General features: G+C 47.7%; 9 protein-coding genes and 1 tRNA gene. 6 read left to right on the top strand and 4 right to left on the bottom strand.

What is annotated here, in order from left to right; translation table 11 throughout:
• Nucleotides 1–13: 13 nt before the first annotated feature.
• On the top strand, nucleotides 14–157 hold the full coding sequence (locus B5J93_RS14160) for a transposase (protein WP_079324122.1): 144 nt from the start codon (nucleotides 14–16) through the stop codon (nucleotides 155–157).
• 263 nt (nucleotides 158–420) lie between these two features.
• Here the strand turns inward: B5J93_RS14160 and B5J93_RS01375 are convergent.
• Both B5J93_RS01375 and B5J93_RS01380 read right to left on the bottom strand, forming a co-directional pair.
• Nucleotides 421–497 (bottom strand) — tRNA-Pro (locus B5J93_RS01375).
• Between the two features lie 110 nt (nucleotides 498–607).
• On the bottom strand, nucleotides 608–4354 hold the full coding sequence (locus tag B5J93_RS01380) for an Rne/Rng family ribonuclease (protein WP_079324079.1): 3747 nt from the start codon (nucleotides 4352–4354) through the stop codon (nucleotides 608–610).
• 519 nt (nucleotides 4355–4873) lie between these two features.
• Here B5J93_RS01380 and B5J93_RS01385 point away from each other — a divergent pair.
• The 5 genes from B5J93_RS01385 to B5J93_RS01405 all read left to right on the top strand — a co-directional run bounded on the left by B5J93_RS01385 (nucleotide 4874) and on the right by B5J93_RS01405 (nucleotide 10886).
• On the top strand, nucleotides 4874–5854 hold the full coding sequence (locus B5J93_RS01385; RefSeq protein ID WP_079324080.1) for an RluA family pseudouridine synthase: 981 nt from the start codon (nucleotides 4874–4876) through the stop codon (nucleotides 5852–5854).
• A gap of 340 nt (nucleotides 5855–6194) precedes the next feature.
• Nucleotides 6195–7739 (top strand): exopolyphosphatase, encoded by a 1545-nt coding sequence (gene ppx / locus B5J93_RS01390; RefSeq protein WP_420811389.1) that lies wholly within the window; start codon nucleotides 6195–6197, stop codon nucleotides 7737–7739.
• Nucleotides 7740–7742: 3 nt separating this feature from the next.
• Entirely contained in the window at nucleotides 7743–8219 is a 477-nt protein-coding gene (locus B5J93_RS01395) for a hypothetical protein (RefSeq protein ID WP_079324082.1), read from the top strand.
• Between the two features lie 277 nt (nucleotides 8220–8496).
• A complete protein-coding gene (locus tag B5J93_RS01400) occupies nucleotides 8497–9303 on the top strand; it encodes an acetyl-CoA carboxylase carboxyltransferase subunit alpha (protein ID WP_079324083.1) in 807 nt (268 codons plus the stop codon).
• Between the two features lie 107 nt (nucleotides 9304–9410).
• On the top strand, nucleotides 9411–10886 hold the full coding sequence (locus B5J93_RS01405) for a UvrD-helicase domain-containing protein (RefSeq protein ID WP_079324084.1): 1476 nt from the start codon (nucleotides 9411–9413) through the stop codon (nucleotides 10884–10886).
• 128 nt (nucleotides 10887–11014) lie between these two features.
• Here B5J93_RS01405 and B5J93_RS01410 read toward each other — a convergent pair whose 3' ends face one another.
• Both B5J93_RS01410 and serB read right to left on the bottom strand, forming a co-directional pair.
• Nucleotides 11015–11536 carry a hypothetical protein gene (locus B5J93_RS01410; protein ID WP_079324085.1) on the bottom strand — a complete coding sequence of 174 codons (522 nt, stop codon included), beginning with the start codon at nucleotides 11534–11536 and terminating at the stop codon, nucleotides 11015–11017.
• Nucleotides 11537–11620: 84 nt separating this feature from the next.
• On the bottom strand, nucleotides 11621–12826 hold the full coding sequence (gene serB, locus B5J93_RS01415; protein WP_079324086.1) for a phosphoserine phosphatase SerB: 1206 nt from the start codon (nucleotides 12824–12826) through the stop codon (nucleotides 11621–11623).
• Nucleotides 12827–12939 lie beyond the last annotated feature (113 nt).

Genomic DNA, 12939 nt, shown 5'->3' on the forward strand with positions numbered 1-12939 from the left:
GCACAATCACACCATTCTTTGGCTACCGCCTTACTCACCTGATTTAAATCCCATTGAACAAGTTTGGAGTTGGATTAAAGGATTAAGACAAGATTGGAGGTTGGATTGTATTGATAAGTTGTTCTTTTATTTTATGTGGTTGTGTGGTAGTTTTTAAGTTCGGTTGGTATATTTGTCAGGCTGTTTGGTTTGTAAACATTTTGCAGATGGTTTTAATTTTTTAATTGCGGTATCTGTTAAAGCCATGATAGATAAGCCTTGGCGGTCAGTTTGTTGGTATTGAAAGAATGTGAACTATAATACCAACAAAATACATAGATTGCAATAGATTAAGACGGACAACCAAAGACAACAAAAAGGCTGGAAAGCTAGAAAAATCAAGGGCTGTCGTACGATGACGGACAGCCCTAGATTGTTATATGGTCGGAGTGGCGGGATTCGAACTCGCGACCCCTTGCACCCCATGCAAGTGCGCTACCAAGCTGCGCTACACCCCGAATAGGCGATTATTATAGCAGGTTTTTGGTAGATTGCAAGCGATTTTTAACTTACATTGTGATTGTAAAGCAAAACCACCCAATAAATTTGGGTGGTTTTGTATGGCGGTTTATCCTGCTTGATTGTCATCAGATGATGGGGTATCAAGCGGGGCGATGTCATCGGCTTTGGGTTTGCGTTTGACGACTTCTGCCTTTTGGGCTGCCTTGGATGTTCTTTTGGCAGGGGTTTTGGCAGGTTTTGGAGTTTTTGCTTTGGCAGGTTTGGGCTTTTTGGGCGTTACCAAATTTAAAATCCCTGTTGGTTGTAACAGCTGGCCTGAGACGCTCTCAATCATGTCCTTATAACTGGCAGGACTGGTTTTGGTGGTCTCATCATTTGTCTTATCGTCAGTCTTATCAGCTACTTTGGCATCTGACATTTTACCGTCGTCTTTGGATTCATCGGTTGGGTTGATGATATCATCCAAGGCTTGTACCAAAGATTCTAAGGCGGACTCAGTGGATTCTAACACTTTATCCATGGTGTCGCTGGCAGACTCTAATAAGCTTGGCTCGGTAGTGTTATTTGTGCTGGGCTCCGCCATGTCGCCTGCTGGCAGGTCAGGGCTGTCCACAGGCTCAGGCTTGTGAGTTTCCGTGACAGGGGTTGCCGTCTCGTCTGTAATCGTACTCGAGACAGATTCGTCTACCGTTGCATCAGAGATAGACCCCTTGCCTAGGTCAGGGTGCTGACCACGAGGGTCGTTGCTGGCACGCCGAGCGATGGGGCGTGGCATGGTTTCGGTTTTGCCTTGTCCGATGTGCCATGCACGCTGTGCGGTGGTATGCTCGGCAAAGTCCGCCAGATATTCGCTTGAGAGTGGAGCGTAGCCGTAGTTGGCGAACTGCTTGGCGAACGCCTGCTCAAACTCTTGCTCACCGTCTGTCGCAGAGTGAGTCTCTGTGGGTTTGTCAGCGTGAATGGCGTCTACCGCACGCAAAAAGTGTGCCACAAAGTCATCACGCCATGCTTGGGGCAGGGTGTCGCCCAGTACGCTTTGGATGAACTCGCCTGCCGTGCCTGTGATGGTTGGGCGAGTCGTGGTGGGGGCTGACTGTGCTTTGGTCAGACCAAGCTTCTCACGCAGGGCGACCGCCACAACTCGGGGGTCGTTGATTGCCTTATTCATCTCTTGGGCGAGCGTGGTTAGGCTTTTTGCACTCACGACATCAGCGGTTGGCGTGTCTGCCTGCTGTGTCATATCGCAAGCATGGGTACTCACTTCATCTACTTGGGCGGATGTGGCTTGCTCTTTCTGATTTACCCCTGTATCATTGGCAGGTGTGGTAACAGGAGCGGTAACATTATCATCCACACTGATGATTTCTGTCACCACTTCTGCTTGTGCTTCTGCTTGCGCCACCAAGTCCACCACTTCGCTGTCTTTGTTGGGTTTATCGGTGGGTTCGGCTTTTTCAGCTCTGGCACGTTTTGGCTTGGGTTTGCTGTTGTCTAGCGAGACATGCACCACATCGCCTGTCATCTCAGGCTCGATGATGGGACTGATGTATAGCACCACTTCATCAGAGTTGGCAGATTTGCGTGTGCTACGGTCAGCTTTGGCAGGTTTGTCAGCACCTTTATCTGCTCTTGGCTCATGTTTTGATTCTGGCTTTGGCTCATGGGCTTGGGTCTTGGCTGTTGATTTGCCGATGCCCTTGCCTGTGCCTTTATCCGTTTCTTTGTCCGCTTTGTCGGCAGGTCTTAGTGTCTCGCCACGCACCATCTCGCCACGAGATTCACGCTGAGAGTTTGGCTCACGCTTGGGATGGTCTGGCTCTTTTCTGCGACGGTCGGTTTTTTCGTTTCTGTCCTTTTCATGATTTTCACGTTTGTCGGTCTTGTTCTGACTGTCGCTGTCGCTGTGGTCACGTTTGGTCTTTTTCTTGTATTTATCATCACGTTCAGAGCGAGCAGGGCGTTCTGTCTTGTCATGATGTTTGTCACCGCTCTTGTCGTGGGTTTTGTCGTCAGCTTTTGCTTCTTTGTGTTCTTTTTCGGGCAGAGCTAGGGTGCCAAACGAACCCAAGCTCACGCCCCCACCATTGACGATGGATTCGATGGCAGCGGCAGCGTCTTCGTTATTTAGGGTGTGAGCAAGGCGTGCCTGTGGTTTGGGGGCAAATAGGTTTGATAACCACGCCACGGCTTTTGGTTCATGGATAGGTTTTGTGTCTTTGGCTTTGGGCTTGTCTTTTTGGGTGTTTGGGGCGGGCTTTTGTTCGGTTTTGTCCCAATGATTTGCCCCTTTTGGTGTGGCAGGTTCGGGCGTTTGCCAGTTCACTTCATAGCCACGGTCAATGTTTTCACGCTCTTCAACATCAACAATCCGCTCATAGCTTGACGGGGCAAAGCCGTCTGGGTTGAAGTGCAGGCTAAAATTGGGCGATTCTAGATGAGCATGGGGCAAAATGGTAATGCGTGTGCCTGAGTCTTGCTCTAAATAGACAAGGCTTTCACGTTTTTCGTTCAGCAAAAAGGCGGCAATCTCGGTCGGCACTTCGGCTTGAATCTCACCCATACGCTCTTTTAGGGCAATCTGCTCAATCTGACGCATGATAGACAGAGCAAGCGAACGCAAATCCCGTATCATGCCGTTGCCATGACAACGAGGGCATAGATAGCCTGTGGCTTCTTCTAGGGACGGACGCAGACGCTGACGGCTCATCTCCATCAGCCCAAATTTGCTAATCTCGGCAAACTGCACTCTGGCACGGTCGTAGCGTGTGGCATCAATCAAGCGTTTTTCCACATCCTTTTGGTGGCGTGGGTCGTTCATGTCAATAAAGTCAATGACGATGAGTCCGCCCATGTCTCTTAGGCGTAGCTGGCGGGCAATTTCATCGGCGGCTTCTAAGTTGGTGTGATAAGCGGTCTCGGAGACGTCCGAGCCTTTGGTGGACTTGGCGGAGTTGATGTCGATTGCCACCATGGCTTCGGTTTGGTCGATGACGATAGAGCCGCCAGATGGCAGGCGTACTTCACGCTGATAGGCGGTCTCAATCTGACGCTCTACCCCAAAACGGCTAAACAGTGGCTCATAATCGGTATATTTACGCAGTTTGCCCATTTGGGTGGGCATGACGGACGCAATAAAATGTGCCGCTTCGTTATAGGCGTTCTCGCTGTCAATCCATACCTCGCCGATGTCATCTCTAAGATAATCACGCACGGCACGAGTGACCACGCCTGCTTCTTGGTGGACAAGGCAGGGGCTGGGGCGAGTGCGGTTTTGCTCTTGGATAGATGACCACGCATCGAGCAGGTGGTTTAGGTCGTTTTGTAGGTCATCAAAGCCTTTGCCAATCCCTGCCGTTCTCACAATCACGCTCATGCCACGGGGTATGGACAGACTGGCGATGATTTGCTTCATCTCATCACGGACTTTGCCTGAGATTTGACGGCTGATACCGCCTGCCTTGGCGTTGTTAGGCATGAGTACCAGATAACGCCCAGCGAGCGACACATAAGTGGACAAGGCAGCTCCTTTGTTGCCACGTTCTTCTTTTTCGACTTGAACGATGACGCTGTCGCCTTCTTTGATGATGTCTCTGATGTTGTCGGTGCGTGGGTTGCCTTTTAGGTACTCTGGGGCAATCTCTCTGAGGGGCAAAAAGCCCTGACGAGCCGAGCCGTATTCGACAAATACCGCTTCTAATGACGGCTCAACACGGGTAATATGCCCTTTGTAGATGTTGGCTTTTTTTTGTTCACGCGTACGATTTTCTAGGTCAAAATCGTAAAGCTGGTGGTCTTTGCACAGTGCCACACGAATCTCTTCGTTGTGGGTGGCGTTGATAAGAATGCGTTTCATGATGTTCCTTAAAAAAGTAAACATCAAGGCGGTAAGATAGGGCGTTGCCTATTAGACAAATGGTTGGGCTTTATGGTGTGTTAGGTTTGCAAAAATCGGGTACATAAGCACCCATGTTTTGGCTTTTTACAATAAAAATCTACAAAACTAAAAACCCATTTGGTAAATCATTACCAAATCAGTTCAACGCCTAAAAATTGGTTGGGAATAACCCTTATCATACAGTCATCGCTTGCACCGATGAGACCAAACAGCGGATTCTACAAAAACAGTGTTTGTCTTGTGTTTTTGTGTGTGTTTGGCAAAAAATCTTACGCACCTTGATGTGCAAAATAAAAAATTGGGTGGGCTACCTGTGATGAATATAAATAATCAATACCAAGATTATGTTTGGTATTTTTAATCAATACGCCATTTTTGGCAAAAATTTCACTTTTGTCATCACTTTAATTTGGTAACGTGCTAAACTATATCAGATTTACCCAAATTTTCCTATCAAAATTTTAAAAATTTAACAATATGACCCAAAATTCCCCCAAAACGCCCCAATCGGCTGATGATGCGATTAGCGATTTTAGCCGTGTCAATTTTTTGACCGTAACCGAAAGCCAAGACGGACAACGCATTGATAATTTTTTGCTCGCTCGCTTAAAAGGCTTGCCACGCTCGCACCTATATAAGCTCATCAGAGACGATGAAATCCGCATCAATAAAAAACGCTGTAAGCCCCATGACCGCATTAGTACAGGCGATGTCGTGCGTGTCGCTCCCATTCGCCTGTCGGTGCGTGATGAACCTGTGGTGTCAGATGACTTTGCTAAAAGCTTGCTTGGACGAGTGGTGTTTGAAAATGACGGCTTGATTGTGCTAAACAAACCGCACGGCTTGGCGGTGCATGGCGGAAGTGGCGAGAGTTTTGGGGTGATTGAAGCCATGCGAGTGGCAACGGGCAAAAAATATTTAGAACTTATCCATAGGATTGACAAAGATACGTCAGGGCTACTGCTTATCGCCAAAAAACGCAGTACATTAAAAGACTTACAAGCCCATTTTAGAGAAAAAACCATACAAAAAGACTATCTGTGCGTGGTGCATGGCACGGTCAAGAGCGGTCAAAAAATAGACAAGCCGCTCCTTAAATATACCCTAAAAAATGGTGAAAGACGGGTCAAGGTAGATAAAGACGGCAAACCGTCCCAGACTGTGATAGAGGTGCTGGCGACTTTTGAGATAGACGGCATGGCGGTAAGCTTTGTCAAGGCAAGTCCCTTGACAGGACGCACGCACCAAATCCGTGTGCATATGGCAAGTATCGGTCATGCCTTGCTTGGCGATGACAAATACCAATCGCCCACGCAAGCAAGCCTTGCCACCCAAAAAGGCATAAAACGGCTGTGTCTGCACGCATGGCGGATTGCTGTGCCAAGCGATGATGGTGTGCAGGTGTTTGAAGTGGATATGCCTGATGATATGAGGGGGTTTGTGGGGGATAGGGTTTAGGATTGTGTGCGATTATTTAACATGGGTTAAGAGCTAGTTAAGAGTAAGTAAGGTGCATACCACGCACCACTATGTTTTTAGGCATTGTTAATGGGTAAGTTTTTTGGATAAATTGGTAGGGAAAAATTGCAATTTGCTCCTACAAATCTATCCAAAATTATCATCAATTAGCAAAGGCTTAAAAAATATTGGTGCGTAATACGCACTTTACCATTACGACAGACAAACATAGAACGCTTCCCCAAATCAACCCAATTTCCCCAAAAAGCCCTAGACAATTTGCCAATTTTATTTTACAGTAGTCATTTATATTTTTTGGAAAAACGCCATGAAGCCTGTAATGATAGACACCACTGTCCGACACGCCCAAATCGCCAAATCCATTTCTGACACAGGGCTGTCCCGTGATGAACTTTTGGGGGCGATAGACTTGGGGTCAAACAGCTTTCATCTGGCGATTGCTCGGCTTGACCATGGGGAGGTACGCCGTATCGCCAGCATTTCTGAAAAAGTGCAATTAGGGGCAGGGCTTGACGAAAACAACGTCCTATCTGAGGAAGCCATGGAGCGTGGCATTGATTGCCTAAAACGCTTTTTGCCCCATGTCAGCGAAATCAGCCCCGACCGCCTAAGGGTGGTGGCAACCAACGCCCTAAGAAAGGCGGTGAACGCCCAAGAATTTATCCGCCGTGCCAATGCTTTTTTGCCAAAGCCCATTGAAGTCATCGCAGGGCGTGAAGAAGCTCGCCTTATCTATCTTGGCGTGTCGCACTCTAACGCCAGTACCGACAAACGCCTTGTCATTGACATTGGTGGGGGCAGTACCGAATTTATCATCGGACAAGGCTTTGAACCCATTGAAATGGAAAGTTTGCAAATGGGCTGTGTGTCTTTTACTCGCAAATTTTTTGCAGACGGACGTATCAGCGAGCGTGCGTTTGACGGGGCGATGACGGCAACCCAAACCGAGCTGTTAAGTATCGCCAAACGCTACAAAAAAACAGGCTGGGACAACGCCATCGCGTCATCTGGCACAGCAAAGGCGTGTAAACTTGTGCTAGAAGAGCTTGGGTTTGCCAAAGATGTCATCACGCTGGACGGCATGATAAAATTAAAAAAACACCTTATCAAACTTGGCAACATTGACAAAATCACCTTTGAAGGGGTAAAAGCTCATCGCCAAGCGGTATTCCCAGCAGGAGTGGCGGAGCTTTTGGCAATCATGCAAACGCTTGATATTAAAGAACTTTATTATTCAGACGGGGCGTTGCGTGAAGGCGTGATGTATGACATGCTGGGGCGACTTGACAATGAAGACGTGCGAGATCGTTCGGTATCCGCCCTTGCTGAGCGGTATTCGGTGGATTTTAAGCAGGCAGGGCGTGTCATGACGACTTGTGGGCGACTGTTTGACATGGTCAAGGCGGATTTGGGCTTTGATGGTGAAGACAGGGACTTGCTCCGCCGTGCGTCCAATTTGCATGAGATTGGGCTTGCCGTGAGTCATAGCAACTATCAGCGTCATAGTGCGTATTTGCTTGAATTTTCGGACATTGCAGGATTTGCCCAGACAGGGCAGGCGAGCATGGCTCAGATTGCCCTAAACCACAGACGCAAACTCAAATCCGAAAACCTAGATGTTATTGAGAACTTAGGCGGTCGCAAACTTGCCTATCTGTGCCTGATTTTACGCCTTGCCGTTACCGCCAACCACTCACGCACCATAAAATCTGCCCCCATTTACCTATCCATTTTGGACAAAAACAAAGACTATTGGCAAATCACGCTGGGAGACGGCTTGCACAAAGAGCTTATCGTTAATGAACTAAATAATGACATTGCCCAATTTGCCAAATGGGGGGTGGAATTGTCGGTGGTTGGCTAATCCATGACCGTATACAAGAGCAATGATGACATTCCAAGCCGTATGAGCATTCCTTTGCCGTTTGTCATCATGCGTGAGAATGCTACCAAAGAGCGATTTGCAGAGTATCATAAAAAAGACAATCTGCATGGTTGGTTGTTTTGTGCTTTGGTGGTGATAGGACAACTGTTTGTTTTGGGTCTTTTGTTATCTTTGGGTAATTCGATACTGGATATTATTTGGTTTTGGCTTCTACTCATCGTGATGTTTGCGGTCATTTCAATGATTGACAAATACCAATATAAAAAGCAATTAAAAGTAATTAAAAATCTACCAAAAATCACTCCTTTTATTACCATTCATCATCAAGACATGCGTGTGTATGACCTTTTTGGTGAAGAGCTTGTGGCTATGCCGATTGATAAGATAGGAAGTGTTTATATTCTGTCTAAGGGCAATCTGTCGTTTGCGATAAGTTTAAATAAAGTCATTGTGGCATGATTTTTCTTATGTAATCAGTTCCAATGAGATGGGAGCTATTTTTTATTTTACCCATCAAAATGAAAGATGCATTCCTGAAAACCTAAGAAGTTGCATTTGGATAATTGACAGTATGGTAAAAATGCTCCAACAAGACCCAACCGCCAGCCATTTCCCTTTTGTCAAGAAAAACTACACCAATGGGCGAGTGTGGGACGACCCCTAAACCATTTCCCAACCGCCAAAAAATATGCTAAACTATATAAGTTTACATTTGTACGAATGATAAGGAAACATTATGAACCAACCTGTGAGCGTTTGGGAAAGTGTCAAACTTGCCCGCCATGCCGACCGTCCGCTGTTTTTGGATTATGTCAAGACGCTATTTACTGAATTTGATGAGTTGCATGGCGACCGTGCTTTTCATGACGACCGTGCGATTTTGGGCGGTCTTGCTCGTTTTGACGGCAAGTCTGTCATGGTCATCGGTCAGCACCGTGGGCGTTCTACTCGTGAGCGGATTACCCACAATTTTGGTATGGCAAGCCCCGAAGGCTATCGCAAGGTCATTCGCCTTGTGCAGATGGCAGAACGCTTTGGCTTGCCTGTTTTGACATTCATCGACACCCCAGGGGCGTACCCGGGGGTGGGAGCAGAAGAGCGTGGGCAGGCAGAAGCCATTGCCCGTGCCATTGCGGTATTTAGCAGTCTTAACACCCCAATCATCGCTACCGTCATCGGCGAAGGCGGTTCGGGCGGAGCGTTGGCAATCGGTGTGGCGGATAAGGTCAATATGCTCCAAAATAGCATTTATTCGGTCATCAGCCCCGAAGGCTGTGCCTCTATCCTATGGAAAACCGCCGAAAAAGCCCCCGATGCGTCCGAAGCGTTGAAACTGTCGGCAAATAACCTGTACCAGTTAGGACTCATTGACGAAGTTGTGGACGAAGGGGCTGGTGGACATATTGAGCCTGATGTGGTGATGACAAATTTAGAAAATTTGTTAAACGAGCAATTAAACGAGCTTGAAATGCTGGGCAAAAATGAGTTGCTCGCTGGGCGGTATGAGCGTCTTATGAGATTTAATTCTAAGATTTCGCTGTGATTGTGATGTCAGACAAACCGCCAAAAAGGGCGGTTTATTATTGCCAAAACTACCGACAATGCAGGCAAAATTTGCTATAATACCACGTTTTATCCAGACCGACCGCCATGACCGCATACGCCCCTACCGATGAGCAATTATCCGCCCTAAATATGGCGATGACAGGCGCTTCCTTTAAAATCGTGGCGTATGCAGGGGCAGGCAAGACCACGACACTCAAACTCATCAGCGAGAATTTGCGTGGGCGTGGGCTGTATTTGGCATTTAATAAGTCCATCGCCAGTGAAGCCCAAGGCAAATTTCCCCCCAATGTCAAATGCCAAACCTTTCACTCGCTCGCCTATCGCCATGTGCCGCGGGGCATTACCGCCAAAATGAGCCTGCCACGGCTGACCCCTGCTAGACTGGCAACGGAGCTTGGCTTGAGTGCCATCGAAGTGGAGCGAAGTTTTGATGGGGTCAAAAAATCCGTGGTGCTGACCCCTGCCAAACTTGCTAATATCATAAGCGAAGCCATCATCACGTTTTGTAAGACGTCATCTGCCTATCCTGCCCCACGCCACATCACGCCCCCGTCTTGGCTGTCGGATGCTGACAAGGTGCGATTGCAAGAGCTACTCTATCCTGCCTTTGAATATCGCTGGCTGTCGTCCATCGACCCCCGCCATCAAGCAGGGATAGGGCATGATGTCTATCTAAAACTGTGGACGCTCTCAAATCCCATCATTCCTGCCGACTTCATCCTGTTTGACGAAGCCCAAGATGCCGACCCGCTCATGATGGGGGCGTTATTACAACAAAATAAGCAGACCATTTATGTCGGGGATGCTCATCAGCAGATTTATGAATGGCGGGGAGCGACCAACGCCATGAAACGCTTGCCGTATCCTGCCACGCTACTTACGCAGTCGTTTCGCTTTGGCGATGAGATTGCCAAAGTTGCCAATATTTTTTTAAAGGCATTACAAGAAGAAATCCCTCTAAAAGGTAACCCTGCCAAACATTCGATGACCGCACGCCTGCTGGCAAATGGGCAAAAAGATGCCATCCTTTGTCGCACCAACGCCAACGCCATGGCGCGTCTGTTGGCAGGGCAAAAGATGGGGCATAAAGTCGCCCTGCAAGCCGACAGTGCAAGAATACTGCGATTTTGCCAAGGGGCGGACAGCTTAAAACATGGCAAATCCGCCTATGGCACGCCCGAGCTTGCCTTTTTTAGTCATTGGGGCGAAGTCCAAGAGTTTAGCGAGACAGGCGAAGGCAGTGACCTAAAAACATGGGTGCGACTCATCGAAGAGCATGGCACCAAGACCATCACATCCGCCATCAATAACCTAACCACGCATTCACACGCTGACTATGTCGTCTCTACCGCCCACAAATCCAAGGGGTTAGAATGGGGCAGGGTGCAGATAGATGATGACTTTTTGTACGATGTCAATCGCCAAACCGTCAAAATCAGCCCCGAAGAGCTACGCCTGCTCTATGTCGCCTGCACTCGGGGCAAGGACGTGCTGGACGTGGACGGCATTAAGGAGCTGTTGGCAGGACTGGTCAGTGGTAAGAAATTGGTGTATGGGTAGGGTAATGGGTGTAGTGATTTAAATTGGGGATGGCATGGGGCGATTTGTTACATCCATTTTAAAAAGGGACGTGTAAAAAAGGGCGTGTATGCCACGCCTCATGCATTATGCGTTTGATGAATGAGATGTTATTTACCAGACTTGCCAAAATTTTTACCAAACGTCTTATTGGTAAAATCAACCGCTTTATTTAGATAAGGACGAGCCTGCTCAAAATACGGCTTGGCTTGTTTGACATAATCAGCATAAGGTTCAGGCAAGCTCGCCCCCTGCTTGGCAACACCTGCAAACCACAGTAAGAGCTTATAATCGCCCGAGATGACCACATCGCCATCTTGGATGGCACTCATAAAACTGGTGATGCCGCCTTTGGCAAGCAGTCGCACGCCCGTCATGGAGTCTTTAAAGTCAATGGTCAAATCAGCATGTCTGGCAGTCCCCAACGCCTGCCCAAAATGCCCATCAACAAAGCGGTAGTAGCGTGCCACGTCATCGCCACTTTTAAATTGAATGGCAAGCTCTTTGTCTTTGATAAGGTTGTGATAAGTCTTGTTATCGCCCTTTGATAGGGCTGACAGTCGCAGTCCTAAGCCGTACAGCAGGGCATCCAAAGGGTCGGTTTTTACGTCGATGATGGGTAAAGTTGGCATGATGTTCTCAAAATGGCAAAATAAAAAATAATACTCTAACGCAAATCCGAGCGTTTAAAAGTGTTTTTTGGTAACTTGGATTTATCAGTGCTTATCAAAGCGATGACCCATGGCGTACAGCACGCCTTCTAGTCCTGTGATATTGACCGAAGTGTCAGCTTTAACACGCACGATGGGCTTGGCTTTATAGGCAACACCAATGTCGCTAATCGCCATCATGAGCAAATCGTTTGCCCCATCGCCCACGCACACTACTTCTTCCATGTCTATCACCATCTTATCAGCGACATGAGCGACGATGCGGGCTTTGGCTTTGCCATCAATGATGCCACGCTCGACTCTGCCTGTCAGCTTACCGCCTGTTGCCAGTAGGGGATTGGCATGATATTCATCCATGCCCAACGTCTCAGCAACATATTTGGCAAACGGGGTAAAGCCCCCTGATATCAGCACCGTGCGACAGCCTTTGCTTTTTAGGGCTTTGATGGTGGCAAATGCTCCCTCTGAGAAGCTGATGTGGTCTTTGATAATCTCATCAACCACCGAGACATCCACACCCTCTAAGAGTGCCACACGTTTGGCAAAACTTTCATTAAAATCTATCTCACCACGCATGGCAGATTCGGTAATTTCTGCAACCTTGTCCGCCACACCGGCAATGCGCGCCAACTCAACGATAACCTCTTGATGAATGAGCGTTGAATCCATGTCAAAACAAACAAGTTTATGACGGCGAAGCATTTGGGCGATGGATAGGATATGAACGTCAATATAGCCTTTTTTGAGTTGTGCCATCTGCTCGGGGGTAAGTTCGGATACTTGCCCTGTCTCATCAACTTGAAATTGATAGTTGGGCTTGGGCTTTAAGGTTTTTCTTAGATAAGCGGTCAGCTGTTCATCGATGATGTGGGCGACCGCCTCACGCTTGTCGGCATTCATCTCTTTGTGGTCGGTTGGGATGAGTAGATAACGATATACCGCCACGTCAGAGAGATGCTCATGAGTGCCAATCAGATGTGCATTAGCAACCGCCATCTCATCATCAGCGACCACCACAGCTTGCCAGCCCCTTTGCTCACTGCTCCATGTTTGCACCACGTCATCCATCTGCCGACCACTGTCTGTCAGTTTATCAACTGCTGTCTTTGCTACCACCACAATAATGGCAAAAACGGGCAACTGTTTTAGAGCTTGAATACTGCCTGTTGTACCCTCAGGCAAAAGATGTGCCACGCGATCAATGGCATTTTGCCATGCCTTAGAATCTTTGGGAAGTGCATAAGTATTCATCGTTAGTACTCGTTATTGTTGTTGCGTTTTATTGTAACATTTTTAGCTGGGCAATGAAAAGTTAAAATTGGCATGGACATGAATTATTGAAATTTTATAACAACTTGGTCAAT

Source organism: Moraxella equi (genome assembly GCF_002027555.1).
GTDB lineage: Bacteria > Pseudomonadota > Gammaproteobacteria > Pseudomonadales > Moraxellaceae > Moraxella > Moraxella equi.